A 25,014-nucleotide genomic window follows, 5' to 3' on the forward strand; every position below is an offset into this window, starting at 1 on the left:
CATGGCGCCGCCACATCTCAATCTCGACGGCATAAAACTGACTTTTGGTGGCACGCCGCTGCTCGACGGGGCGGAACTGACGGCCTCGGCGGGCGACAAGATCGCTCTGGTCGGCCGCAACGGCTCGGGCAAGTCGACGTTGCTGAAGATCGCTGCGGGATTGATCGAGCCGCAGGACGGCGAGGTGTTCCGCCAGCCTTCGGCAACGGTGCGCTACCTGCCGCAAATGCCCGACATGGATGGTTTCGCCAGCGTCCGCGCCTATGTCGAGGCGGGGCTCGGACCCGCCGACGATCCCTACCGCGCCACCTATCTGATGGAGCATCTCGGCCTGACCGGCGAGGAACGGCCGAACGATCTCTCCGGCGGCGAAGCCCGCCGCGCTGCCCTTGCCCGCGTCATGGCGCCGGAGCCCGACATTCTCCTCCTCGATGAGCCGACCAACCATCTCGACCTGTCGGTCATCGAATGGCTGGAGGAGGAGCTTGCCCGCACCTCTTCGGCGCTTATGGTCATCTCGCACGACCGCCGCTTCCTCGAGCGCGTGTCGCGCGCCACCGTCTGGCTCGATCGCGGCCAGACCCGCAGGCTGGACAAGGGCTTTGGCCATTTCGAGGAATGGCGCGACACCGTGCTGGAAGAAGAAGAGCGCGAGCAGCACAAGCTTGGCCGCCAGATCGTGCGCGAGGAGCACTGGTTGCGCTATGGTGTGACGGCTAGGCGCAAGCGCAACATGCGCCGGCTCGGCGAATTGCAGACCATGCGCCAGCGCTTTCGCGGCCATCGCGGCGCCGAGGGTGCGGCGACCATGGTGGCCAGCGACGCCGCCGAATCCGGCAAGCTGGTGATCGAGGCCAAGAACATCGAGAAGAGCTTTGGCGACCTCACTGTGGTCAGGGGCTTCTCGACCCGCATCCAGCGCGGCGACCGCGTCGGCCTGGTCGGCCCAAACGGCGCCGGCAAGACGACGCTGCTGAAGATGCTGACCGGCGAATTGAAGCCGGACTCAGGCACGGTGCGACTCGGCACCAATCTGGAGATCGCCACGCTCGACCAGAAACGCGATGCGGTCGACCCGCAAGAGACGCTGGCGCAGTATCTCACCGACGGCCGCGGCGAGAACCTCGTCATCAACGGCGAGCAGCGCCATGTCGTCTCCTACATGAAGGACTTCCTGTTCAAGCCGGAACAGGCGCGCACGCCGGTGCGCGAGCTTTCGGGCGGCGAGCGGGCGCGGCTGCTGCTCGCCCGCGTGCTGGCGCGGCCGGCAAATCTTTTGGTGCTCGACGAGCCGACCAACGATCTCGACATCGAGACGCTGGAACTGCTGCAGGAACTGGTCGCCGGTTTTGCCGGCACCGTCATCCTGGTCAGCCACGACCGCGATTTCCTCGACCGCACGGTGACCAGCCTGATCGCGCCGGACGGCGGCGGCCGCTGGATCGAATATGCCGGCGGCTATTCCGACATGCTGGCGCAGCGCGGCGGCACCAGGCTGGACGACCGCAAGGCACGGGCGAAGGCCGAGACCAGCGAAGTGGCGGCGGCAGGCAGGACCGAAGCAGCTGCGCCGAAGGGCTCGGCGAAAAAACTGTCGTTCAAGCAAAAATTCGCGCTGGACTCGCTGCCCAAGAAGATCGAGGCGGTGACCGCCTCGATATCACGGCTGGAGGACAACATCGCCGACCCGGCCTATTACGAGCGCGACCCGGCCTCATTCCAGAAGACTATCGCCGCCCTCGACAAGGAGCGCGCCACGCTGGCAGCGCTCGAGGAGGAATGGCTGGAACTTGAAATGTTGCGCGAGGAGATGGAGGGGTAGGTTGCAAAGGTACTTTTATGCGCCTATCTTATGGGCAAATTTAATGCGCATGAATGGGAGTTGCTCCATGCTTCCATCGACTCCAAAAGCCCAACGAAAATCGGTCAATACCTCCATTGACTCCAGATTGATCGAGGACGCCAAGGCGCTCGGTATCAACATATCTCGCGCCGCCGAGAAGGGCATTGCCAGGGCAATTTCAGCCGAAAAAGCGCGTCGGTGGCAGGAGGAAAACAGGGAGGCGATCGAGAGCTCTAACGACTATGTCAGGCGCAACGGATTGCCACTAGCCAAGTACCGGCCGTTTTGATGGCGCGTTACGATTTCTACCGGAGAACAGAAGGCGACGGCTATCTCCTCGACGTTCAGGCTGATCTTCTTGAAGGTCTAAACACAAGGGTCGTCATCCCGTTGATGCCGCCCAACATGGCCCCGGTGCCGGGCCGCCGGCTAAACCCCACCTTTCCTATCAACGGCAGTGACCATGTCATGGTCACGCAATTCATTTCAGCCTTGATGGCTTCTGAATTGCCTGCTGCCGAAGGGAATCTTTCCAGTCGTCACGACGACATCGTGGCCGCGCTCGACATGCTGTTCCAGGGCTTCTGAGCCGAAGGGAGCCTGGTGAGCCGGCCTCAACCCGCCTCTTTTGTTTGCCAGGCCTTCAGCGCCTCGTCGAACACCTTCTCGCCGGGAATGCCCTTTTCCATGGTGAGCAGCGCCCGCCGTCCGGTCTTGTAAACCACCGGCACGTCGATCCATTTCTGGCCCCGGAGCAGGGTCAGATTGGCGTCTTCGTCAGCCTTTGTGTCGTTGAGAGCGACCAGGAAGAAGCCGTCGGCGATCTTGGCCGGGATGCCGATCAGCGGACTCCCGGCATCCTGTTCAGAGCCCTTCATGGCGACGCGCAGGATGTTGTCGACACCGCCGCCGTCGAAACCATCGGGCGTCAGGAAAATCATCTCGATGATGTGGCTGGCCGGCAGCGTTTGGTCGGTGTTGCGGCGGATGGTCATGCGCAACTGCACGTCCTTACCCGGAATGCTCGCCTCGGCGCGGATTGCCGGCTCGGGCGGCAGGTTGCCGCCGGGGGATTCCTGCACCAGCGACCAGACGATGCTGCCGGGCTCGGCCGAGCCTTGCGCGGTACTGGTGCGCTCCTCGTAGAAGATCGCCTTTTGGCCGACCGCCAGCGCGGTTTCCGCCGGCGCGGCTGTCGGCGCGGCCGGCGCGACACCCGGGGCCGGCGCTGCCGGCGGGGCTGCGCTATCGGTCGGCGCCGCCGGCGCCGGCGTGGTGCCGTCGGCAGGCGGTGTTGCGGGGGCCGCACCCGGTGTCGCGGGCACATTCGTGGCTGGCGTGCCGGCAGGCGCTGCAGGCGCAGGTGCGGCCGGCGGCGGCGTGGTCAGCGCTGCGACGGATTCGCCCTCTCCGATGCCACTTTGTCCTGAAGCGGGGCCGGGATCGACCTCACCGCCCTCAGGTGTCAGCCGCTGGGTGAACTTTGTGCCCTCGGCATCGGCTGGAGCCGCTGCGGCCGGGGGCCTTGCCACGGCATCGGTAGCCGGCCGCTCGGCCGGGCTCGGCTTCACCAGCGGTTCTACGGTTGCGACCGTCGTGCTGTTGAGACCCAGCATGTTGCTGAACGCGTCCTTGTTCAGCCAGATGCCGTAGCCGCCGCCGGCGATGACGAGCAAAGCGACGACAGCGGCGATCAGCCCGCCATAGCTGCGCCTGCGCTCGGCGGGACGCTGACGTTGAAAAGTGTCCTGCGCCGGCTCCTCGTCGTTGGGGAGGACGTCGTCTCTAAAGGTATCGCTCTTCTCGTACGCCGCTGGAAGATCCGCGTCCGAAGGCACCGAATCGATGTGCTCTGGAGGAGAAGCAGCGGATGGCGGTTTCTGCCAATTCGGCGCGGCTTGCGCGGCAGGTGCCGGCTGCCATGCCGGCTCGGTCTTGGCCGGTTGCCATGCCGGCTCGCTCTTTGCCGGCTGTCGGACATGGCTGGGTTGATTCTTGTTGCGGTCGATGGAGGAGAAGATGTCCTCCAGCTCCGACAGCGGATCGGATGCCGGCGCAGGCTTGGCGTAGCCCCGCTCGACGCTGGCGATGGCATCTTCCAGGGTGCGCTTATGCTGGGCAACGACTGACGGCGCCAGCGGCGGTATGTTCTTCGCAAGCTTGTCCGCGATTGTCGAACGGGCCTTGTCATAGACCCTGGCGCGTATCTCCGGCGTCGGATTGCCAAGGCCGTCGAGCGTCTTTTTCAGAGCACCAACAAAATCTGCCATGCTTCAGTCGACCTGCATTTCGTTTCTGGGCCGGCCCCCGCAAATCGGCCGCGATGCCCGGAACAGCTTGGAATCTAGTCTTGAAACGGATCGGTCACAAGTATTGTGTCGTCCCGTTCAGGGCTGGTGGAAAGGAGCGCGACCGGCGCGCCGATCAACTCCTCGATGTGACGGACATATTTGACTGCCTGGGCCGGCAGATCGTTCCAGCTTCTGGCGCCGGCGCTGGTGCCTTTCCAGCCCTCCAGCGTCTCGTAGACCGGTTCGACGCGCGCCTGCGCACCCTGGCTGGCCGGCAGATAATCGATCGCCTCGCCATCAAGGCGGTAGCCGGTGCAGACCTTGATCTCGTCCAGCCCGTCGAGCACGTCGAGCTTGGTCAGGGCGATACCCTTGATGCCGTTTACGGCAACGGCTTGGCGAACCAGCACGGCGTCGAACCAGCCGCAGCGGCGCTTGCGGCCGGTGACGACACCGAACTCGTTGCCGCGCGTGCCCAGGAACTCGCCGATCTCGTTCTTCTGTTCGGTCGGGAACGGACCTTCGCCGACACGCGTCGTATAGGCCTTGGTGATGCCGAGCACATAACCGATGGCACCCGGGCCGACGCCGGATCCAGCGGCCGCTTGACCGGCGACCGTGTTGGACGAGGTGACGAACGGATAGGTGCCGTGGTCGATGTCGAGCAGCGTGCCCTGCGCGCCCTCGAACAGGATGCGTTCGCCGGCGCGGCGCTTGTCGTCGAGGATCTTCCAGACGCGGTCCATATAGGGCAGGATCTCGTCGGCGATCGAAATCAGCTCACTCATGATCGCGTCATGCGTGACTTCGGCGTGGCCGAGCCCGCGTCGCAGCGCATTATGATGCGTCAGCAGCCTGTCGACCTTCAAGGGCAGCGTTTCCAAATCCGCCAAATCCATCACCCTGACCGCGCGCCGGCCCACCTTATCCTCATAAGCGGGGCCGATGCCGCGACGGGTCGTGCCGATTTTCGTTCCGGAATTGGAGGCGGCGTCTTCGCGGAATCCGTCTAGCTCCCGGTGCAAGGACAGGATAAGCGCGGTGTTTTCGGCTATTTTCAGGCGCTCCGGCGTCACCTCGACGCCTTGCGCCTGCAATTTCGCCACTTCCGCGACGAAGGCATGCGGATCGAAGACGACGCCATTGCCGATGATGGACAGCTTGCCTTGCCGCACCACGCCGGACGGCAGCAGCGACAGCTTGTAGACCTTGCCGTCGACGACCAGCGTATGGCCGGCATTGTGGCCGCCCTGGAAGCGCACGACGACGTCGGCGCGTTCCGACAGCCAGTCAACGATCTTGCCTTTGCCCTCGTCGCCCCATTGCGAGCCGACGACCACCACATTGGCCATGTTTCTTTTCCCTTGAGGCGCCGCTCCGAGCGGCTTTAAATGGTTCGAAACGACAGGCTTCTATCGCATCGGCCCGAAAATCGGGATCGATTTTCGGAAAGCACGATGCGAACGTCCAAAGCCTTGAGACACGTACTTTGTGCGTCCAGGGGACGTACGTCGCTCTATAACGTCAAGACCCGGCGAGCGCGACCATTCTTTGCCGCCGAAAGCGCCCTCAGGCACAACAATTTTCGCCTTTGACATCATTTACTTGGGCGAACCGCCACAATAGGTCGGCAAAGACCCTTCGCCTGCCCCTCCCCGGCTGGACATTTCGAGATGCATCGAACCGCCTATCTGTTCCTGCTGTCCACCACCTTGCTGTGGGGCGGCAACTCCGTGGCCGGCAAGCTGGCAGTCGACCATATTTCGCCGATGACGCTGGTCTTCCTGCGCTGGGTCCTGGCCGTTCTGATCATGCTGCCGATCGGCTGGCGAACGCTGCGCGAGGACTGGCCGGTGGTGCGCAGGCATTGGTTGCTGCTTGGCGGGCTCGGCGCTTGCGGTTTCACCTTCTTCAACGCGATCTTCTACACGGCGCTCAACTACACGACGGCAATCAACGTCTCGATCGAGCAGGCGGCAATCCCGGTCGTGATCATCCTCGCCAATTTCGTGCTGTTTCGCCTGCGTGTGAACCGGGTGCAGATCGCCGGTGTCGTGCTGACGATCATCGGCGTCGCCGTGACCGCCAGCCACGGCGATCTGCGCCAGCTCCTCAAGCTGAATCTCAACTTCGGCGACGCCATCATGCTGATCGCGGTGCTTTGCTACAGCTTCTACTCGGTCGGGCTGCGGCTGAAGCCGGCCATACGCTGGCAGAGCCTGATGCTGGCGCTGTCGATTGCCGCACTGGTCACCTCGCTGCCTTTCCTTCTGTGGGAAGTGGCTGCAGGCAAGGTCATCGTCCCCGATGCGCGCGGCTGGGCGATAGCGTTCTACACTGCGATCGGCGCTTCGGTCGTATCGCAGATCTTTTATATCAGGGGCAACGAACTGATCGGCGCCAACCGGGCCGGCCTGTTCATCAACCTGGTGCCGATCTTCGGCACGCTGCTGTCGGTGCTGATCGTCGGTGAGACATTCCAGCTCTATCAGGGCGTTGCCCTCGTGCTGGTGCTCGGCGGCATCAGCCTGGCCGAATACAGCGGACGTAAAATGGCGATTTGACAGCCCGATCCTGTAACGGGCCGTGAAGGAACTCTGTCGATATTTCGACGCCATTGTCGAAACGCCCCGTGGGCTTACAAAGCCCGCGGGGCGCTCGCGCATGATTCAGGCGACGCCGACGTCGAAATGCAGCCGCTTGGCGGAGTCGATCGACTTGTGCCCCCGCACCTGTTCCAGCACCTTCTCCGGGAACGGCGCATCGAGGTAGAGCAGCGCGATGGCATCGCCGCCAGGCCGATTGCGGCCGAGCTGGAAGTTGGCGATGTTCACGCCGTTCTCGCCGCAGACCGTGCCGAGCAGGCCGATGATGCCGGGCGCGTCGGCATTCGTCGTGTACAGCATGTGCTGGCCGACCTCGGCGTCGAGGTTGATGCCTTTGATCTGGATGAAGCGCGGCTTGCCGTCCGAGAAGCAGGTGCCGGCGATCGAACGCGTCTTGTGCTCGGTCTTGACCGTCAGCTTGATATAACCGTCGAACACGCCGGATTTGTCGCGCTTGACCTCGGCGACGATGATGCCGCGCTCCTTAACCATGATCGGCGCCGACACCATGTTGACGTCGGAGACCTGCGGCCGGATCAGCCCGGCAAGTGTGGCGCTGATCAGCGCGCGCGTGTTCATCGTCGCGGTCGAGCCGTCGAACAGGATCTCGACCTCCTTGATCGGATCCTCGGTGACCTGGCCGACAAAGGCGCCGAGAACTTCGGCCAGCTTGACGAAAGGTTTCAGGCGCGGCGCTTCCTCGGCGGTGATCGACGGCATGTTGATGGCGTTGGAAACGGCACCCTTGATCAGGTAGTCGGCCATCTGCTCGGCGACCTGCAGGGCGACATTCTCCTGCGCCTCCATCGTCGACGCGCCGAGATGCGGCGTCGCCACCACATTCTCCATGCCGAACAGCTCGCTTTTCTCCGCCGGTTCGACCTCGAACACGTCGATGCCGGCGCCTGCCACCTTGCCGCTTTTCAACGCCGCGATCAGGTCGGCTTCGACGATCAGCCCGCCACGGGCGCAGTTGATGATGCGCACGCCGGTCTTCATCTTGGCGATCGCCGCGGCGTCGATGATGTTGCGCGTCTTGTCGGTCAATGGCGTGTGCAGGGTGATGAAATCGGCGCGGGCGAACAGCTCGTCGAGTTCCACCTTCTCGACGCCGAGCTCCTCGGCACGGCTGTCCGACAGGAACGGATCGAAGGCGATGACGTGCATCTTCAGGCCGACGCCGCGCGTGGCGACGATCGAGCCGATATTGCCGCAGCCGATGATGCCCAGCGTCTTGCCGGTGATCTCGGTGCCCATGAAGCGGTTCTTTTCCCACTTGCCGGCATGGGTCGAAGCATTGGCTTCCGGTATCTGGCGGGCCAGCGCGAAGATCATGGCAACGGCATGCTCGGCGGTGGTGATCGAATTGCCGAAAGGCGTGTTCATCACGATGATGCCCTTGCGGCTCGCCGCCGGGATGTCAACATTGTCGACGCCGATGCCGGCGCGGCCGACCACCTTGAGCCTTGTGGCGGCGTTGATCAGCTTTTCGGTGACTTTGGTCGCCGAACGGATGGCGAGGCCGTCATACTGGCCGATCACTTCGAGCAGCTTTTCCTTGTCCTTGCCGAGATCGGGCAGGTAGTCGACCTCGACGCCGCGATCCCTGAAGATCTGCACGGCGGTGGTGGAGAGTTTGTCTGAGACGAGAACGCGGGGCATGGGCTTCATCCTTTGCGATTGGCGCCCCTCCCCCTTGAGGGGAGGGTCGGCGCGAAGCGCCGGGGTGGGGTCGTTGCGGCCGGACGCGGCCGAATCTTTTTCTTCTGGAAGGCGAACCGTTGAGTTGGGTGGAGGCGACCCCACCCGGCCCTTCGGGCCACCCTCCGAGGGGAGGGATCAGGCGGCCGCCTTGAGCGATGCCTTTTGCGCGGCAAAGGCCCAGTCGAGCCACGGCAGCAGCGCTTCGAGGTCGGAAGTCTCGACCGTCGCGCCGCACCAGATGCGCAGGCCCGGCGGCGCATCGCGATAGGCGCCGATATCGTAGGCGACGCCTTCCTTGTCGAGGGTCGAGACGATGCCCTTGGCGAACGCCGCTTGTCCGTCGGCATCGAGCGCGGCGACATCCGGGTCGGTGAAGGAAAGACAGACGGACGTGTTCGACCGCGTCGCCGGGTCGGTCGCCAGATGGCCGAGCCATGCGGATTTACCGACGAAACTGTCGATAACGGCGGCATTCGCGTCGGCGCGGGCAATCAATGCGTCGAGCCCGCCGATCGACTTCGCCCAAAGCAGCGCGTCGAGATAATCCTCGACGCACAGCATCGACGGCGTGTTGATGGTTTCGCCCTTGAAAATGCCTTCGATGAGCCTGCCGCCCGAGGTAAGGCGAAAGATTTTCGGCAGCGGCCAGGCCGGCTTGTAGCTTTCCAGCCGCTCGACGGCGCGCGGGCTGAGGATCAGCATGCCATGCGCACCTTCGCCGCCCAGCACCTTCTGCCAGGAGAAGGTGACGACGTCGAGCTTGGCAAAATCGAGCTTCTGCGCAAAGGCCGCCGACGTGGCGTCGCAGATGGTCAGGCCCTTGCGGCTGGCCGGGATAAAATCGCCGTTCGGCACACGCACGCCTGACGTCGTGCCGTTCCAGGTGAAGACCACGTCGCTGTCGAAGTCGATCTTTGTCAGATCCGGCAGTGCGCCGTAGCCGGCTTCGATCCTGCGCACATCGGCGAGCTTCAGCTGCTTGACCACGTCGGTGACCCAGCCGGAACCGAAACTCTCCCAGGCGACCATGTCGACGCCGCGTTCGCCGAGCAGCGACCACAGCGCCATCTCGACCGCGCCGGTGTCCGACGCCGGCACGATGCCGATGCGATAATCTGCCGGAACCTGGAGAATTTCCCGTGTCAGCTCGATCGCCTGTTCGAGCTTGGTCTTGCCGATCTTGGCGCGGTGCGAGCGTCCGAGCGCGGCATTGGCCAGCGCCTCGACCGACCAGCCGGGGCGTTTTGCACAGGGACCTGAGGAAAAATTGGGATTTGCCGGACGCGATCCGGGCTTCGTATGGGTCGTCATCGTGGTCTATCCTTCCAGATAGTGGCCCCTCGTTGGGGAGGGGTGGCCCACGGACGGCGATATGCGTTCAGGCCCCCGGCGTCAAGGGGAAAGTTTTTGTCGCTGGCAGGATACTGCCGCGTCCTCACCGAAAAACAGAACGGCCGACCGAAGCCAGCCGCTGCCATTCCGAGGATGGCTCCGTGCCTACCAAAGGTCGTAGCGCAGCCCGACCTTGATCTGATGATTGCTGATCCCTTTGTCGATCTGGTAGGAATCCAAATCCTTTGCGATGGCATATTCGGCGTCGGGTGCGGAAAAATATTGATAGCCCAGATCAACTGAAACGTTCTTGGATACTTGGTAGGCTAGGCCGGCGTTTAGCGTATAGGCGAATGAGTACTGGGTCTTGTTGTCATTCAGGACGAAATCGTCGGCGGGGTCGGCGTTGTCGGTGAAGTAGCTCGCCGAAAGGCTGCGTTTGCTTCGGAGGATACCGATGCCGGCGCCGAGATAAGGTGTGATTCCGACATATGTGCCAAGATCGACATAGCCGTTGAGCATGCCCGAGAACGCGTAGTTCTCCAAGGATGCTGATGCCACGGTCGCCGTGGCCGGCAGCACCACGATCGCTGTATCGTCATAGCCGACGCCGACCTCGTTGCCGGGCAGATAGCCGAGATTGAGATCGGCGCGCAGATAATCGTTGAAATGGTAGCCGAAGCCGATGCTGGCGAAGATGCGATCTTCTTCTTCGTCGAAGTCCGCTGGCGCGAAGGCGAAGTCCTCATTGTCGAAGCTCTTCTGCATCAGATAGGAGACATCGCCGCGCAGATACCATCCTGAACCGACTTCGATCGGCACATAGTCCGGCGCCTGGTCGACATAGATCGGCGGATCATAGTCGGCGCCAAGCGCTTGAGACAGCGGCATCAAGGCGATTGCTGCAAGCGCCAGCGCTATGCGCGATTTGACTGTCATTATCCCCGGCTCCCGAACTTGGCGCCATCGCGATCGCATGCGCCGTCTCAGCAAGCATTGTTAACCATAGTGGTTAAGTGGCGGTTAAGGATAACAGGGCGTTAGCAAATTGATTTTGATGCGCTTTCCCGTTACAAACGGAAACCGCCCGGCATTTGCCGGGCGGTCCGCAAACCTGCTCTCGAAGCGATTACTTGGTGTAAACCGGTTCGGGTTCGTAGGCGATCGGCTCCGGCTGGACGCAGTCCGAGTTGCCGAACTGGTAGCGCAGGCCGCCGCGCACTTCGTGCACATTGATACCCTTGTCGTGGCCGGGACCGACATCGCTGGCGAAGTCGAACATCTTGCCGCCCTCGATATGGCTGAAGCGGTAACCGAGATCGAGCTTGACGCGATCGGTCAGGCAGTAGGAGGCGCCCGCCATGGCCGCATAGGCAAAACGCCAGCCCTTGCCGCCATCGTGGGAGAATTCGCCGTCTTCAATGGTGTTGTGGAGCTTATCCCACTTGACCCAGGCGCCGCCGATGCCGGCGCCGACATAGGGCGTGATGCCGTGCCAGGTGCCGATATCGACATAGGCGTTGGCGAGGAGCAGCAGCGCCGAATAAGACGACCTGTCGGTCGAAGTACAGGGATCTCCATCGAGGCAGATGCCGGTCGTCGAGCCGCGGAAATCGGATTTGCTCATCCAGTCCACGGTCAGGTCGGTGCGGAAATGCCGGTTGATCTGGTAACCGACGCCGGCGCCGGCCGAGAAGGCGCCGTCCAGCTTGCCGTTGTCAAAGCGGCCGGTGCCTGGATCCGCCCCGTAGGTGATGTAGTCGCCGCCGCGAAACTTCGACCAGTGATAGTCGATGTCGCCGCGAATGTACCAGCCGCCATATTCGACCGGCTGCTCGTAGACGGGCGGCGGCGGGGCCGGCTCGACCACGGGCGACTCGACGAAGTCGGCGGCGAACACTGGTCCGGCCACGCCCGCGAGCAGCGCGGCAAAGAGAGCCATTCTTGCTGTATTGAACATGCTTGTCACCCCTGAGAACCCTCGGCACAGCGAACGCGTCCGAATCTGATTGGCTTCAGTCGTGGATAATGAATTGGAAAAGTTAAGGGGCGTTTAACCGTATCGCTTAACCATGAATCTCTTAATCTTTCAGGATTTTCGCGTCATTTCGCAGAGAATTAGGCGTGCAACCCCGCGAAAAAAAGCCCGCCGGGAGGCGGGCTTTCAAGCTGGCAAAAGCTCGAGGATCAGGCGGCGCTGCGCGTTTCCGAAATGACCTCGACGATGTCGTTGACGACGGCCTCGACCAGTTGCTGATCGTCGCCTTCCGCCATGACGCGAATAAGCGGTTCCGTGCCGGATGGCCGGATAACCAGGCGCCCGGCCTTGCCCAGCCGGTGGCGTGCATCCTCGATCGCCGCCTTGACAGGAGCTTCCTCGAGCGGCTTGCCGCCGGAAATATGGACGTTCTTCAGCAGCTGCGGCACCGGCGCGAACTTCTTCGACAATTCGCTGACCGGCCGGTTCTGCCGTTTGATGCAGGCGAGCACCTGGAGCGCCGAGACGAGGCCGTCGCCGGTGGTGGAAAAATCCGACAGCACGATGTGGCCCGACTGTTCGCCGCCGACATTCAGGCCGTGCGCACGCATGTGCTCGACGACATAGCGGTCGCCGACCTTGGTGCGGTGCAACTGCAGGTTCATGTCGCCGAGGAAGCGTTCGAGGCCGAGATTGGACATCACCGTCGAGACGACGCCACCGCCGGCCAGCCGTCCGCTCTGATGCCAGGACTCGGCAATCAGCGCCATGATCTGGTCGCCATCGACGATCGCGCCATTCTCGTCGACGATAACGACGCGGTCGGCATCGCCATCGAGCGCGATGCCGATATCGGCGCGCACTTCGTGCACCTTCTTCTGCAGGCCGGCCGGATGGGTCGAGCCGCACTCCTTGTTGATGTTGAAGCCGTTGGGCTCGACGTTGATGGCGACAACCTCGGCGCCGAGTTCCCACAGCGCCTCGGGCGCCACCTTGTAGGCGGCGCCGTTGGCGCAATCAACGACGATGCGGAGGCCCGACAGCGACATTGACCGTGGCAGCGTGCGCTTGGCAAATTCGATGTAGCGATCATGAACGCCATCGACGCGCTTGGCGCGGCCGAGCCCGTCCGAATCGGCGAGCGCCAGGTCGATATCCTTGTCGAGCATCCCCTCGATGCGCTCTTCGATCTCGTCGGAGAGCTTGTAGCCATCGGGGCCGAACAGCTTGATGCCGTTGTCGTAGTAAGGGTTGTGCGAGGCCGAGATCATCACGCCGATATCGGCGCGCAACGAGCGCACCAGCATCGCGACGGCGGGCGTCGGAATCGGGCCGAGCAGGAACACGTCCATGCCGGCGGCGCACAGGCCCGAGACCATCGCGTTCTCGATCATGTAGCCGGAAAGCCTGGTGTCCTTGCCGAGCACGACGCGGTGACGATGGTTGCCCCGCTGGAACGAAAGCCCGGCGGCCATGCCGACCCGCATGGCGACCTCCGCCGTCATTGGAAACCTGTTAGCGCGCCCGCGAATGCCGTCCGTGCCGAAATAACTTCCTGCCATGCTAGTCAGCTTCCCGATGGTTCTTTTCCGGGCAAGTCATGACACAAATTGGCCCGAGCCTATCATCACAATGCATGATTATAGGTCACCAATCCTTAGAAAACTGTTGTTTTGTGTGTTTTATGTCACGTCAGTGCTGTGAATTTGCCTGCCCTGGTTGCAGCACAGCGTTTAGGAACTTCTGACCGCATCTGGATTCTTTCATGTGCCAGTCGATAGGCATTGAATTCGGAACCCACAAATCGTGTTGCTCAGGACGGGGCATTCAGGTCCGCCGCACTGGCCGACCCGATCTGCCCGCCATGTGAGGCAGTTCCTGAGAGTGGTCCGCTCTATGCAATTTTTCCGTGCAAATACGCCCGGGAAATTGCCTGGCGGACAGGAGCTGGCAACGAGTTCATCAAAAATAATGCACTTTCCGACAGCTTTCACGCCATTTAGCCTCTGGCGCAACCATTCGTTGAGTGCTATTGCTTGCTTGGTACATAACGTGAACATCAGAGGGAGAAAGACACATGCTCATCCATCGACTTGCCATTTTGACGGGTCTCGCCGTCGCGACTTCATTCCTGGCGGCGCCCGCCAATGCGCTGACCATGGCCGAATGCAGCACCAAGTACAACGCGGCAAAGGACGCCGGAACACTTGACGGGCAGAACTGGAACCAGTTCCGCAAGGCAGAATGCGGCATGGTGGCCGCCGCAACCGACGCCACGCCAGCCAAGGCGGACAGCACCAGCGCTGCAACACCCGATGCGGCCGCCGCAGCGACGGCCAAGGCAGCGGTAACTGCCAACGCAGGCAACGGCCTCAGCAGGGCGGATTGCGGCGCCAAATATCGGGCGGCCAAGGCCGGCAACACGCTGAACGGCATGAAGTGGAACGACTTCCGCATGAGCCAGTGCGGTGCCGTTGGTTCCGACGACACCATGTCGGCAGCCGATCAGGCAAGCCTCACCAGCCAGCCGGAAAAGCCGACCGTCACCGCTCCTCAAGGCGTGACGTTTCCGAAAGCGATCTCCACCAAGTATAGCAGCGAAACCCCGTCCAAGGCCCGTATGCACACCTGCCGCGACCAGTATCACGCCAACAAGGAGGCCGGGACGCTGGGTGGCCTCAGGTGGATCCAGAACGGTGGCGGCTTCTACAGCCTGTGCAATGCCGCGCTGAAGAGCTGATCGGCATTTACATTCGAAAATAGCAAGGCCCGCGAACCGCAAGCTTCGCGGGCCTTTTTGTCGGCCGGTGGCGGCGGACACGCCAACGTCACCGCTGAATGCCACGCCATTTTTTGCGGAACTTGACGTACACAACTGGCGAAGCCACTGCCAATCTCGCCTTTGACGGGAGATTGGCAGGACAAGGGGAAGGATCGCGGCATCATTCCAGCTTGGGTTCCTCTCCCCGCTTTGCGGGGGAGAGGAACCCAGACCTTGAGAGGTCGGCAGGACAGAGGACAGCGCCCCTGTAACTCAACATTTGCCGAATCCAGTTATGGGAGCGGATGCGATGTGGGGTGAAAGCTCTCGCGCCGTGATCGGCCGTCGGGCACCTCCTGAACAGAAAACGCCGCGGTCAACACCGCGGCGTTTTCGAAATCGTTCTCCTCAGCCGGACCCTAGCTTGAAGGCTGAGGCTCCATGCCGCCTTCGGGTTCCGGACCCTTCTTGCGGCGGCTGCCGGACTTCGGCACGGCCGAGCCGCGGCTCGGCGGCGTGTCGTCGCCGAGATCGCGGGCCGGCTTGTGGCCGGCGATCAGCTGCTTGATCTCGTCGCCGGACAGCGTCTCATATTCCAAAAGTCCCTGCGCCAGCGCGATCCATTCCTTCTTCTTCTTGGTCAGGATGGATTTCGCCGTGGAATAGGCCTCGTCGATCAGCCGGCGCACTTCGGCGTCGATGATCTGCGCCGTCTCTTCCGAGACGTTCTGCGTGCGCGCCACCGAGTGGCCGAGGAACACTTCCTCCTGGTTGTCGCCATAGGCGACGTGGCCAAGCTTGTCGGAAAAACCCCAGCGCGTGACCATGGCGCGCGCCAGCTTGGTTGCCTGCTCGATGTCCGAGGAGGCGCCCGAAGTGATGTTCTCCTTGCCGAACTTGAACTCCTCGGCGACGCGGCCACCCATCATGATGGCAAGCCGCGAGATCATGTATTTGTAGCTCATCGAATAGCGGTCGCCTTCCGGCAACTGCATGACCATGCCAAGCGCCCGGCCGCGCGGGATGATGGTCGCCTTGTGCAGCGGATCGGCCGACGGCACGTTCAGCGCCAAGATGGCGTGGCCGGCCTCGTGATAGGCGGTGAGTTCCTTCTCGGCCTGGGTCATCGCCGACGAGCGGCGCTCGGCGCCCATCATGATCTTGTCCTTGGCGTCCTCGAACTCGGCCATGGTGACAAGGCGTTTGTTACGCCGCGCCGCCATCAGCGCGGATTCGTTGACGAGGTTCATCAGGTCGGCGCCTGAAAAGCCCGGCGTGCCGCGCGCGATCACCTTGAGGTCGACATTGGGGGCCAGCGGCACGTTGCGCACATGCACCTTCAGGATCTTCTCGCGGCCGACGATGTCTGGGTTCGGCACCACCACCTGGCGGTCGAAACGGCCGGGCCTGAGCAGCGCCGGATCGAGCACGTCCGGCCGGTTGGTGGCGGCGATCAGGATGATGCTTTCGTTGGATTCGAAGCCGTCCATTTCGACCAGCAACTGGTTCAGCGTCTGCTCGCGCTCGTCGTTGCCGCCGCCGAGGCCGGCGCCGCGATGGCGGCCGACCGCGTCGATTTCGTCGATGAAGATGATGCAGGGCGCATTCTTCTTGGCCTGGTCGAACATGTCGCGGACGCGGCTGGCGCCAACGCCGACGAACATCTCGACAAAGTCCGAGCCGGAAATGGTGAAGAACGGCACGTTGGCCTCACCGGCGACCGAACGGGCAAGCAGCGTCTTGCCGGTCCCGGGAGGGCCGACGAGCAGCACGCCGCGCGGAATCTTGCCGCCAAGCCGCTGGAACTTCTGCGGATCGCGCAGGAATTCGACAATCTCTTCCAGATCTTGCTTGGCTTCATCGACGCCGGCGACGTCCTGGAAGGTGACGCGGCCATGCGCTTCGGTCAAAAGCTTGGCCTTCGACTTGCCGAAGCCCATGGCGCGACCGGAGCCGGACTGCATTTGGCGCATGAAGAATATCCAGACGCCAAGGATGAGGATCATCGGCAGCCAGGAGATGAGATAGCTGAACAGCGAATTGGAACCGTCGGATTCGGGACGCGCGTTGATGGTGACGTTCTTGTCCTGGAGTCTCGAAACCAGCGACGGATCACCCGGCGAATAGGTCTGGAAGCCGGTAGAGGTGTCGGTATAGGTGCCCGAGATGCGGGCGCCCGCGATCGTCACCGTCTTGACCCGGCCGGCCGCGACGTCCTGCAGGAACTGCGAATAGGGGACGTCACTCGCTGCTCCGCGCGTCTGCGGCGTCTGGAACAGATTGAAGAGAGCGATGAGCAGGACCGCTATGATCGCCCAGAGCGCGAGATTGCGATAATTCGGATTCATCAATTGTCCCGTTGGTGTCCGCCAGCGGACACGCGTCGTGAGAGGAAACTTGGGTCTAACATAGGGATGGCGCCCTTCATTGCCAAGCAGAACAGCATGTCGCGGTTAAGCTTTCGCCCATGATCAACCGGCAGTGTGGCCGCCGAAAGGCGGGGCAGGAAGTCGCGGCGCGGAGATCAGCGCGGCGACGGTTCCAGCCGGCGCCAGGTCGAAGGACGGCAGGAAGCGGGCAAAGGGCGCGACGACCGGGCCTACCGCCATTCCCGGCAAGTCCGGGCTGTCCTGCGACGAACTAGAGCATTCGCCGGGATGTTCGCTTGTGCGCCACAGCACCGGCTCGGCCGCCAGAGCCGCGCGGACAAGGCTTGGCGGCGTGCCGTTTTCGGCGATCGCCAGTCTTGCGGCACCAGCCGCGCCGAGCGGCGCGATCAAAAATTCACCCGGTTTGTCGCCCAATGTGATCCTCCGGCGGCCGTCCCAGAGGGCATTGTCCAAAGCAGGAGCAGCGGGCGGCAGGTTGCGGGTTTCGCGGCGCAGGAAGATGCCGGCACGCTGTGCATCGACCACCGTCCGCGACAAAGTAGCGCAAAACGGGGCAGCCAAAAATGGGGTTGTGCCAGGTGGTCCGGGCCTCAGCCGGTTGAGCAGCGCCTCGCTGCGAGCCTGGTCGGGCAGAAAGGCAACGCCGCCGACAGTCGCCAGCAGGACGCGGAGCGCGTAGACGGCCGCCGCCGCCTCGCCGGCCGTCACAAAGCCCGGATCGAGACGGACAAGGCCGGCGGCGGGCCTGCTGGCAAAGCCACGGATCAGCGCGGCGGCGTGATGGCCAAGCTGTTCGCGCTCCACCGCAGCCCGCGTGGCGAGCGCCAACGCGTCCTCCACACGCTGCGCACCATTGCGGTCGGCAAGCGCTGCGCGGATGCGCGGCCTCTCGAAAGCTTCGTCTTCATTGGTCGGGTCTTCGGCCCAGCCGACATTCGCGCGCCGCAGGACTTCGCGCAGCGCAGCACGCCGTGTGCCGAGAAGCGGTCGTGCGATCCAGATTCGCCAGTCATAGAGGGTGGCCGGCGCCATGCCGGCCAGACCTCGCCCATCGTCGCGTACCCTATGGCTGCGTGCTTGCCGCATCAGCACGGTCTCGGCCTGGTCGTCGGCTGTGTGGCCGGTCAGGATAAGGCCGATACCTTCCGCCTGCGACGCGTCGGCCAGCAGCCGGTAGCGTGCCTCCCGCGCGGCAGCCGGCAGGCCGGTCGACGGCTTGCGCCCGGACCAGACCAGGGTGCGGTGGGCAATGCCGCGCCCGGCGCAAAGCCTGGCCACGGCTTGCGCTTCCGCTGCCGAGCCCGGCCGCAGGCCGTGATCGATCGTCACCGCCAACAATTTCGTTGCCGGCGCGGTACGGTCGAGGTGATCTTTGAGGAGAAGGAGAAGGGCGGTCGAGTCGCTGCCGCCGGACACGGCCGCAACAGCGCCGCTGGTAAAGTCGATTTGCGAAAAAACCGAACGGTCAGGCTCGGTATCGGGCGTCAAAGCATGTCGCCCAAAAGTCGCCCCGGGGCAACGACATGCAAGAGAAAAACTAACACGCCGCGAGCGCCCTTTCCTGCTTGACGCGTTCCTTGAGCGCCCCGGAAACGTTGGGGTAGCGCTTGCCGATCTCGCCGAAAGTGGCGCAGGCCACGTCGCGCTGGTTCAATCCGACCAGCGACACACCGAGCTTCAGCAGCATGTCGGGAGCCTTCTTGGCTTTCGGATAATCCTTGCTGGCGGCGAGGAAAGTCTCGGCCGCGTCGCGGTACTTCTGCTGGCCGAGCAGCGACTCACCCAGCCAGTAATGCGCGTCCGCCGTCTTGGCGTCCTTGGGGAAGCGGGCGATGTGGTCGCGAAAACCCTGTTCGGCAGTGCCGTAGTCGCCCGACAGGATGAACTGATAGGAATTGCGGTAAAGCTCCTCCGGGTCGTCGGTGGCGGGCAGCGCCGCGACCACCGTATCGTCGGACTTGCCGGCCTGCGTGCCAGCGGCCGGGTCGCTGGGGGCGGGGGCGGTGTTCTGTGCCGGTGCATGTGCCTGCGTCTTGCCGTCTGCGTCGATCACGTTGCCGTTCTTGTCGACCGTGATGGTGCCGAACGTCTTCGGCGGCGTGCCCGGGATCACCGCGCCGGGTTCGCCTGTCGGTGATTCGACGATGACCTCCTGGCCGCCGGCGGGCGGTGTGCCCGCATCGGCCGGCGCATGCGTCGCCGGAGCCTCGGCGACGCTGCTGTCGGTGTTGGTGGCGTCCGACTTCTTCTGCTCGCGTGGCTGCTGCGCGCCTTGCGAGCCGCCCTCCAGCTGCTGGAAGCGGAACTCGTTGTCTTCCTGCTGTTTGCGGATCTGCTCCTGCATCTGCAGCACCTGGAAGTTGAGCTCCTCGATCTTGCCGTTCATTTGCCGGAGCTGTTCCTGCAGCGCCGTAGAGCCGGTGCCATCCTGTGCATATTGCACCTGATCCGGTTTCTTTTTCTCACCGAAAATGCCCGGCTTTTCACCGAAAATGCCGAGCGTCGGCAGGCGGAAGGAAAAACCGCTCTTTTCCGTGCCTTGCTCATTGCCTACTGCCGGGGCAGCGACGCTTGATACGAGCAGCAGCGCAAGCGTGCCGCCCAAGACCGATCTGAAATGCATGTGCCTCTCGCAGTGGATTGTTTGCCTGTTGCATGCCTTCCGATCGGAGTGGACCGTCAGGCGCCTCGGTTCTTACCAAGGACGCAGGACTTCGGCCAAATTTTGTTTCAAGTCCCACCATCCGGGCACCGGACATGAAAAAGGCGGCCGCAGCCGCCTTTCGCACGTAGGTGTTGCATTTCTGCCGATCGGAAAATTGCCGATCAGGAACCGGCACCGCTGATCGTGGTGACGGCGCGGCGGTTCTGCGACCAGCAGGAGATGTCGTCGCAAACCGCAACCGGACGCTCCTTGCCGTAGGAAATGGTCTTCAGGCGCTGGGCGGAAACACCCCTGGCGACGAGGAAGTCGCGGGTGGCGGCGGCGCGGCGGGCGCCGAGTGCCAGATTGTATTCACGCGTGCCGCGCTCGTCGGCATGGCCTTCGATGACGATGGCATACTGCCTGTACTGGTTCAGCCATTGCGCCTGGCGCGAAAGCGTCGTCTGCGCGTCGGCGCGGATCGAGGACGAATCTGTGTCGAAGAAGATGCGGTCGCCGATGTTGACGGTAAAATCCTGGGCCGATCCGGGCGTTGCCGCCCCGGCACCGCTGAGACCGAGATCGGCGGCGCTGTTCAGGTTCTTCTTCGAGGCGCAACCGGCGATGGCGAGCAACGCCACCAGCGCGATCATCGCCGGGTTTCTGGTAAGTGCTGCGATACGACCCATGCCGCCTCTCCTTCGCAATTCGAGTGATTTCGTTGATCGTCCAGTAACCACGTTTGGGTTAACCGGCGTTCAAGAAACACGGTTAAAATTTGGTTTCGGCTGCCGTCCGCAGCCGTTTTGCCAGAAGTCCCACCAGAGGTGGCCCCCAGAGGGGCAACAATGCGCGCGGACCGTAGGCGGAAATGCGGCTGAAACGCGACCAAGCCGTGGAAAGAGCGAATTGAAGAATTGAGGAATCCCGTTTTCTTCTTCTCTTAAATTCTTCATTTCTCGAATTTCTCCGATTCCCCTCACTCGAGCAGCGGCGACCAGGCCGGGTCCGACGCGAAATTCGCGGTCGGGATCGACTGTTCGTTGCGGCCGGTGAGATCGACTGAAACGAGTTTCGGGCCGCCGGCCGAATCGCGGAAGAACATCAGCACCCGGCCGTTGGGCGCCCAGGTCGGCCCCTCCTGCTGGAAGCCGGTTGAAAGGATGCGCTCGCCCGAACCGTCGACGCGCATGACGCCGATCTGGAACTCGCCGGCAGTCTGCTTGGTGAAGGCGATGAGATCGCCGCGCGGCGACCATACCGGCGTCGAATAGACGCCGTCGCCGAAGGAGATGCGGGTCTGGCCCGAACCGTCGGCGCCCATCACATAGATCTGCGCGCGACCGCCGCGGTCGGAGGTGAACACCACCTTGCTGCCATCCGGTGAATAGGACGGCGAGGTGTCGATGGCCGTCGAGTTGGTGAGCCTGGTCGTCGAGCGGCTTCTCAAATCCATGGCGAAGATATTGGAATTGCCGTCTTCGCGCAGCAGGCTCATGATCACCTTCTGGCCGTCGGGCGAGAAGCGCGGCGCAAAGGTCATGCCGGGAAAGTCGCCGACCAGTTCGCGCTGCCCGGTCTCGATCTGCAGCAGATAGACCTTCGGCTGGCCGCTTTCGTAGGACATGTAGGTGATTTCCTGCCGGTTTGGCGAGAAACGCGGAGTCAGCACGATCGACCTGCCGTCCGACAGATAGCGGATATTGGCGCCGTCCTGGTCCATGATGGCGAGGCGCTTCTTGCGCGCGTTCTTTGCGCCCGATTCGTCGATGAAGACGACGCGCGTGTCGAAATAGCCCTTCTCGCCGGTCAGCCGCTCATAGATGGCGTCGGCGATGATGTGGGCGACGCGCCTGGTGTTGGCGTCGTTGGCGAAGAACTGCTCGCCGGACATCTGCTGGCCGGCAAAGGTGTCCCACAACCGGTACTGGGCGCGGACGCGGCCATCTGCCTCCTTGCTGACGCTGCCGGTGACCAGCGCCTGGGCGTTGATCACCTTCCAGTCCTCGAAGCGGGGCGTGGCATCGGGGTTGGAGATCTTTTCGATGAAGGCGCTCTTGTCGATCGGCGCGAACAGGCCAGAGCGTTTCAGGTCTGCGCTGACGATGCCGGAAATCTCCGCGCCCAACGCATCGCCGCCCTGGAAATCGGTGATGGCGATCGGCAGCGGTTCGACATTGCCTTTGTTGACGTTGAGCTCAACGAGCGCCCGCGCCGGCAAGGTGGCGGCGGCAGTCATGCCCAGCGCCATCGCTACGATCATCAGGAGCGGCTTGAGGATGGATTTCATATCTTCTCGCTTCTCTTCAATGTTTCTACGGGCGACGCCAGGCTCATAAGCCCAGCATCTCCCTCGGATCGAACGTGACCCGGACATCGGCCCAGATGTCTTGTTTGCCTGCGGGAACCTGCAGGCCGGCCACATCGCATTTCTGAACAGCGCGCACGGCACTTTCGTCGAACGGGCGGTTTCCGCTCGACTGTTCGACAGATGGCCGTCCGTCCAGCTTGCCGGAGGCGTCGAGGTTGAACCGAACTACAACGATGAAATTCTCCGAACCCTCGAGCCCTACCGGCAGGGTCCAGCAACCGCCAAGCTGGGCCTCCAACGCACCCTGTTCCGATCTCGAGAGCTTCTGGCCCTGATTCTTGTCGCCGCCGAGCGACGCCTGCTGGGTCGAGCGCTTGGCGCCGCCGCCGGATGGCTTGCGCTTGTCGAGCAGCGCCGAAATCTCGTCGGCGTTGAACTGCTTGTCTTCCGATTTCGGCCTGGACGAGGCTTCCTTCACCGGCTTGTCGGCGTCCTTGCGCTCCGGCGCCTTGGCGCTTTCGGCCTGGGCCGGCTGCGGCTTCGGCCGCGCCTGCGGGGCGGGCGCAGAGTCCGGAAGCTGCGTCTCCTCGGTTGGCGGCTCCTTGGCAATCGCTTCGGCGACGGCATCCGGCTTGACCTCAGGCTTCGGGTCGATGGCGGCGGTCTTGTCCTGCGGCGGCGTCGGCGCCGGCTCCTTGGCCGGTGTCGGTTTTGGCTCCGCCTGCTTGACCGGCTCGGGCTTGACCTCTTCCTTCGGCTGCGGCACCGGTGCGACCTCCGTCGCCGGGACAGGCTTCGGCTGCTCCTTCGGTTTCGGCACGTCCTCGGGCTTCGGCTTTTCCTTCGGCGTCGGCGCGGGCGGCGGCGCCTCAGCCTTATCGACTGGCTGTGGCTTGGGATCCGGCGTCGGCGGCTTGTCGGTATCGACGCTGTTGTCGCCGACCGTCTGCGCATCGGCCACGATGTCCGGGCGCTGGGTCGGCAGTGGCGCCGGCTTTTCGCTCACCGCAGCTTTCTTATCGCCTTTCTGTGTCTGTGCGATCGCCTCCATCGGCACGATTTCGACCGCCAGCGACTCGGCATCGGACGCCGGCAACGCCGCCGGCGCCGACAGCGTGAACAGGCCGAAGCCGATCGCGACCGCATGCAAGATCACCGATGTGGTGAGGCCGGTTCTCATCTAGCGTCTACTGATCCTGTTTCGGCAGTGAAAGCAGCCCGATGTTCTTGTAGCCGGCGTCCTGTATGAGACCCATCACTTCCATCGCGGCGCCATAGTTGGTGGTCCTGTCGCCGCGGATGAAGAGGCGCTCTTCGTAGCCGGTCTTGGAAATCGCCTGCAGCTTGGCGACCAGCTCTTCCTGCGGAATTTCGGTTTCCTGCAGGAAAATCTTGCCCGTGCCGTCGATCGTAATCGTGATCGGCTGGGTATCGGCGTTCATCGCCTTGGCCTTCGTCTCCGGCAGGTCGATCGGCACGCCGACCGTCAGCAAGGGTGCGGCGACCATGAAGATGATCAACAGCACCAGCATCACGTCGACCATCGGCGTGACGTTGATTTCCGATATCATCGCATGATGGCGGCCGCGCCGCCTGTGGCCGCGACCACCGCGTCCTCCGCCACCCGCGCCTACAGACATTCCCATGATTGTTCCTCAGGTCTTCTGCGCGACTTTTTCATCGATTTGGCGCGAGAGTATGGCGGAGAACTCGTCCGCGAACCCTTCCATGCGCACGGCGATCTTGCTCGCGTCCGACGACAGCTTGTTGTAGGCGATGACCGCGGGGATAGCCGCGAGCAGGCCTATTGCCGTGGCCAGCAGCGCCTCGGCAATGCCGGGTGCGACCACCGACAGGCTGGTATTCTTGGATGCGGCGATCGCCTGGAACGAGGTCATGATGCCGATCACGGTGCCGAACAGGCCGATGAAGGGCGCCGCCGAGCCGGTGGTGGCGAGAAAGCCAAGCCGCCCTTCCAGTTTTTCCATTTCGCGGGTCAGCGCCAGGTCCATCGCCTTGTCGATGCGGGTCTGCAGGCCAAGCGGCGATTTCGCCCCCTTCTCGAAGCTCTTCTTCCATTCGCGCATGGCGGCGACGAAAATGGCGCCCATGCCTGACGTCTTGCGGTCGGCGAGCGTGCGGTAGAGCTCTTCCAGCGACTGCCCGGACCAGAACACCTGTTCGAAGCGATTGAGCGCGAGCCGCATGCGGCCATAGGCGACGAGCTTGTCGACGATGATCGCCCAGGTCCAGATCGAGGCGCAGAGCAGCCCGATCATGACCAGCTTGACCACCCAACCGGCCTGCGTGAACAGCGCCCAAATCGACAAATGCGCGCCCGGTTCGGCGAGTGCGATATTTTCCATGGTTACGTCCTTAAGAATTTTCGGGCACGGCTGGCGGCTGGCCCATAGGCATCCCTTGTAGTCCGTTCGCGCAACGCTTGCGGAATAACCCCAAAATGCACCGTTGGCGGCCTTTTCAGGGCAAATCTTGGTGAAAGGAAGGCGCTGGATTCCTCCAATCTTCACCACTCTCTTCATGAACCGTTATGGTTAAGGATGGGTTAGGACGGACAGCGCGGCGCATTGCCGCGCCCTGGGCGAGCCGCCTGGCATCGTCAGCCGATCATTGGGGTCGGCAACTTACCGATTTGAACTATCGATTTGTGTTGGGCATGAAGGCTGCGATCCATTCCTTCGGAAAGCGCCTTGGCCGGCCGTTCTCGCCGATGATCGCCGCCTCGACCCGCGCCTCGACCAGCACCTCGCCGCCGCGCTTCAGCTGCTGCGCCATGATGATGCGGGCGCCCGAAATGTCCTCGGTGCGCGTCTCGATGGTCAGGATGTCGTCCATGCGGGCGGAGCCGCGAAAGTCGATTTCCATGCGCCGCACCACCCAGATTATTCTTTCGCCATGCTTGCCGTCGGCAAGCTCGGTGTGGTGGACGCCGGCAAGCCTGAGATAATCGGAACGGCCGCGCTCGAAGAATTCGAGATAGCGCGCGTGATAGACGACGCCGGAGAAATCGGTGTCGGCATAATAGACCCGCGCCATCAGCCGGTGGCCGAATTCCGTCAGCGCGCCGGAAAGCCCGGCGCAGAGCGCCGCCGATTCACCATGATCGTCCATCGCGCTTTCCTTTTTGGGCCTG

At 63.1% G+C, this 25,014-nt stretch carries 21 protein-coding genes; 5 read left to right on the forward strand and 16 right to left on the reverse strand.

Annotation, left to right across the window (positions count from 1 at the left end):
• The first annotated feature begins 1 nt into the window (after position 1).
• The 3 genes from NMG70_RS01405 to NMG70_RS01415 all read left to right on the forward strand — a co-directional run bounded on the left by NMG70_RS01405 (position 2) and on the right by NMG70_RS01415 (position 2,431).
• Positions 2-1,822 (forward strand): ABC-F family ATP-binding cassette domain-containing protein, encoded by a 1,821-nt coding sequence (locus NMG70_RS01405; protein WP_254022873.1) that lies wholly within the window; start codon positions 2-4, stop codon positions 1,820-1,822.
• Between the two features lie 67 nt (positions 1,823-1,889).
• On the forward strand, positions 1,890-2,132 hold the full coding sequence (locus NMG70_RS01410; RefSeq protein ID WP_254022874.1) for a type II toxin-antitoxin system CcdA family antitoxin: 243 nt from the start codon (positions 1,890-1,892) through the stop codon (positions 2,130-2,132).
• Positions 2,132-2,431 carry a CcdB family protein gene (locus NMG70_RS01415; RefSeq protein WP_254022875.1) on the forward strand — a complete coding sequence of 100 codons (300 nt, stop codon included), beginning with the start codon at positions 2,132-2,134 and terminating at the stop codon, positions 2,429-2,431. The genes NMG70_RS01410 and NMG70_RS01415 overlap by 1 nt, the downstream gene beginning before the upstream one ends.
• 26 nt (positions 2,432-2,457) lie before the next feature.
• Here NMG70_RS01415 and NMG70_RS01420 read toward each other — a convergent pair whose 3' ends face one another.
• Both NMG70_RS01420 and NMG70_RS01425 read right to left on the reverse strand, forming a co-directional pair.
• Positions 2,458-4,113 carry a hypothetical protein gene (locus NMG70_RS01420; protein ID WP_254022876.1) on the reverse strand — a complete coding sequence of 552 codons (1,656 nt, stop codon included), beginning with the start codon at positions 4,111-4,113 and terminating at the stop codon, positions 2,458-2,460.
• 74 nt (positions 4,114-4,187) lie between these two features.
• The gene (locus NMG70_RS01425) at positions 4,188-5,486 is read right to left on the reverse strand and encodes an adenylosuccinate synthase (protein WP_254022877.1); all 1,299 of its coding nucleotides are present in this window, start codon (positions 5,484-5,486) and stop codon (positions 4,188-4,190) included.
• Positions 5,487-5,807: 321 nt separating this feature from the next.
• Here NMG70_RS01425 and NMG70_RS01430 point away from each other — a divergent pair, with 321 nt between their 5' ends.
• Positions 5,808-6,698 (forward strand): DMT family transporter, encoded by an 891-nt coding sequence (locus NMG70_RS01430; protein ID WP_254022878.1) that lies wholly within the window; start codon positions 5,808-5,810, stop codon positions 6,696-6,698.
• Between the two features lie 105 nt (positions 6,699-6,803).
• On the opposite strand, the gene serA is transcribed toward NMG70_RS01430, so the two are convergent.
• The 5 genes from serA to glmM all read right to left on the reverse strand — a co-directional run bounded on the left by serA (position 6,804) and on the right by glmM (position 13,316).
• Positions 6,804-8,402: a phosphoglycerate dehydrogenase gene (gene serA / locus NMG70_RS01435; RefSeq protein WP_254022879.1), complete on the reverse strand. Its 1,599-nt coding sequence runs from the start codon at positions 8,400-8,402 to the stop codon at positions 6,804-6,806.
• Between the two features lie 177 nt (positions 8,403-8,579).
• A complete protein-coding gene (locus NMG70_RS01440; RefSeq protein WP_254022880.1) occupies positions 8,580-9,755 on the reverse strand; it encodes a phosphoserine transaminase in 1,176 nt (391 codons plus the stop codon).
• 186 nt (positions 9,756-9,941) lie between these two features.
• Entirely contained in the window at positions 9,942-10,715 is a 774-nt protein-coding gene (locus NMG70_RS01445) for an outer membrane protein (RefSeq protein ID WP_254022881.1), read from the reverse strand.
• Between the two features lie 190 nt (positions 10,716-10,905).
• Complete coding sequence (locus tag NMG70_RS01450; protein ID WP_254022882.1) at positions 10,906-11,736, reverse strand: outer membrane protein; 831 nt, start codon at positions 11,734-11,736, stop codon at positions 10,906-10,908.
• A 227-nt stretch (positions 11,737-11,963) separates the two neighbouring features.
• Positions 11,964-13,316 (reverse strand): phosphoglucosamine mutase, encoded by a 1,353-nt coding sequence (gene glmM, locus NMG70_RS01455; RefSeq protein WP_254022883.1) that lies wholly within the window; start codon positions 13,314-13,316, stop codon positions 11,964-11,966.
• 515 nt (positions 13,317-13,831) lie between these two features.
• Between glmM and NMG70_RS01460 the strand changes: the two genes are divergently transcribed.
• A complete protein-coding gene (locus tag NMG70_RS01460) occupies positions 13,832-14,494 on the forward strand; it encodes a hypothetical protein (RefSeq protein WP_254022884.1) in 663 nt (220 codons plus the stop codon).
• Positions 14,495-14,934: 440 nt separating this feature from the next.
• Here the strand turns inward: NMG70_RS01460 and ftsH are convergent, their stop codons facing one another.
• The 9 genes from ftsH to ybgC form a co-directional block, all read right to left on the reverse strand.
• Entirely contained in the window at positions 14,935-16,863 is a 1,929-nt protein-coding gene (ftsH, locus tag NMG70_RS01465) for an ATP-dependent zinc metalloprotease FtsH (RefSeq protein WP_023799979.1), read from the reverse strand.
• 123 nt (positions 16,864-16,986) lie between these two features.
• Positions 16,987-18,393: a tRNA lysidine(34) synthetase TilS gene (tilS, locus tag NMG70_RS01470; protein WP_254022885.1), complete on the reverse strand. Its 1,407-nt coding sequence runs from the start codon at positions 18,391-18,393 to the stop codon at positions 16,987-16,989.
• Positions 18,394-18,442: 49 nt separating this feature from the next.
• A complete protein-coding gene (gene ybgF / locus NMG70_RS01475; RefSeq protein WP_254022886.1) occupies positions 18,443-19,528 on the reverse strand; it encodes a tol-pal system protein YbgF in 1,086 nt (361 codons plus the stop codon).
• A gap of 203 nt (positions 19,529-19,731) precedes the next feature.
• Positions 19,732-20,238 (reverse strand): peptidoglycan-associated lipoprotein Pal, encoded by a 507-nt coding sequence (gene pal, locus NMG70_RS01480; RefSeq protein WP_027152911.1) that lies wholly within the window; start codon positions 20,236-20,238, stop codon positions 19,732-19,734.
• Between the two features lie 290 nt (positions 20,239-20,528).
• Positions 20,529-21,812 (reverse strand): Tol-Pal system beta propeller repeat protein TolB, encoded by a 1,284-nt coding sequence (gene tolB / locus NMG70_RS01485; protein WP_236369090.1) that lies wholly within the window; start codon positions 21,810-21,812, stop codon positions 20,529-20,531.
• 70 nt (positions 21,813-21,882) lie between these two features.
• Positions 21,883-23,040: a cell envelope integrity protein TolA gene (gene tolA, locus NMG70_RS01490; RefSeq protein WP_254022887.1), complete on the reverse strand. Its 1,158-nt coding sequence runs from the start codon at positions 23,038-23,040 to the stop codon at positions 21,883-21,885.
• Positions 23,041-23,047: 7 nt separating this feature from the next.
• Entirely contained in the window at positions 23,048-23,506 is a 459-nt protein-coding gene (tolR, locus tag NMG70_RS01495) for a protein TolR (RefSeq protein ID WP_254022888.1), read from the reverse strand.
• Between the two features lie 9 nt (positions 23,507-23,515).
• Complete coding sequence (gene tolQ, locus NMG70_RS01500) at positions 23,516-24,226, reverse strand: protein TolQ (protein WP_023799988.1); 711 nt, start codon at positions 24,224-24,226, stop codon at positions 23,516-23,518.
• A 292-nt stretch (positions 24,227-24,518) separates the two neighbouring features.
• On the reverse strand, positions 24,519-24,992 hold the full coding sequence (gene ybgC, locus NMG70_RS01505) for a tol-pal system-associated acyl-CoA thioesterase (protein WP_254022889.1): 474 nt from the start codon (positions 24,990-24,992) through the stop codon (positions 24,519-24,521).
• Positions 24,993-25,014 lie beyond the last annotated feature (22 nt).

Origin of the sequence: Mesorhizobium ventifaucium, from assembly GCF_935822925.1 — a bacterium.
Classification (GTDB): domain Bacteria; phylum Pseudomonadota; class Alphaproteobacteria; order Rhizobiales; family Rhizobiaceae; genus Mesorhizobium; species Mesorhizobium ventifaucium.

What these genes read in the sequence shown, in the direction of transcription:
- NMG70_RS01425 (WP_254022877.1), bottom strand. Translation starts at nt 5,486, where the DNA reads ATGGCCAATGTGGTGGTCGTCGGCTCGCAATGGGGCGACGAGGGCAAA.
- tolA (WP_254022887.1), bottom strand. Translation starts at nt 23,040, where the DNA reads ATGAGAACCGGCCTCACCACATCGGTGATCTTGCATGCGGTCGCGATC.
- ybgC (WP_254022889.1), bottom strand. Translation starts at nt 24,992, where the DNA reads ATGGACGATCATGGTGAATCGGCGGCGCTCTGCGCCGGGCTTTCCGGC.
- NMG70_RS01420 (WP_254022876.1), bottom strand. Translation starts at nt 4,113, where the DNA reads ATGGCAGATTTTGTTGGTGCTCTGAAAAAGACGCTCGACGGCCTTGGC.
- ftsH (WP_023799979.1), bottom strand. Translation starts at nt 16,863, where the DNA reads ATGAATCCGAATTATCGCAATCTCGCGCTCTGGGCGATCATAGCGGTC.
- NMG70_RS01405 (WP_254022873.1), top strand. Translation starts at nt 2, where the DNA reads ATGGCGCCGCCACATCTCAATCTCGACGGCATAAAACTGACTTTTGGT.
- NMG70_RS01445 (WP_254022881.1), bottom strand. Translation starts at nt 10,715, where the DNA reads ATGACAGTCAAATCGCGCATAGCGCTGGCGCTTGCAGCAATCGCCTTG.
- NMG70_RS01410 (WP_254022874.1), top strand. Translation starts at nt 1,890, where the DNA reads ATGCTTCCATCGACTCCAAAAGCCCAACGAAAATCGGTCAATACCTCC.
- tolR (WP_254022888.1), bottom strand. Translation starts at nt 23,506, where the DNA reads ATGGGAATGTCTGTAGGCGCGGGTGGCGGAGGACGCGGTGGTCGCGGC.
- NMG70_RS01440 (WP_254022880.1), bottom strand. Translation starts at nt 9,755, where the DNA reads ATGACGACCCATACGAAGCCCGGATCGCGTCCGGCAAATCCCAATTTT.
- NMG70_RS01450 (WP_254022882.1), bottom strand. Translation starts at nt 11,736, where the DNA reads ATGTTCAATACAGCAAGAATGGCTCTCTTTGCCGCGCTGCTCGCGGGC.
- NMG70_RS01415 (WP_254022875.1), top strand. Translation starts at nt 2,132, where the DNA reads ATGGCGCGTTACGATTTCTACCGGAGAACAGAAGGCGACGGCTATCTC.
- glmM (WP_254022883.1), bottom strand. Translation starts at nt 13,316, where the DNA reads ATGGCAGGAAGTTATTTCGGCACGGACGGCATTCGCGGGCGCGCTAAC.
- NMG70_RS01430 (WP_254022878.1), top strand. Translation starts at nt 5,808, where the DNA reads ATGCATCGAACCGCCTATCTGTTCCTGCTGTCCACCACCTTGCTGTGG.
- NMG70_RS01460 (WP_254022884.1), top strand. Translation starts at nt 13,832, where the DNA reads ATGCTCATCCATCGACTTGCCATTTTGACGGGTCTCGCCGTCGCGACT.
- serA (WP_254022879.1), bottom strand. Translation starts at nt 8,402, where the DNA reads ATGCCCCGCGTTCTCGTCTCAGACAAACTCTCCACCACCGCCGTGCAG.
- ybgF (WP_254022886.1), bottom strand. Translation starts at nt 19,528, where the DNA reads ATGCATTTCAGATCGGTCTTGGGCGGCACGCTTGCGCTGCTGCTCGTA.
- tolB (WP_236369090.1), bottom strand. Translation starts at nt 21,812, where the DNA reads ATGATCGTAGCGATGGCGCTGGGCATGACTGCCGCCGCCACCTTGCCG.
- tolQ (WP_023799988.1), bottom strand. Translation starts at nt 24,226, where the DNA reads ATGGAAAATATCGCACTCGCCGAACCGGGCGCGCATTTGTCGATTTGG.
- pal (WP_027152911.1), bottom strand. Translation starts at nt 20,238, where the DNA reads ATGGGTCGTATCGCAGCACTTACCAGAAACCCGGCGATGATCGCGCTG.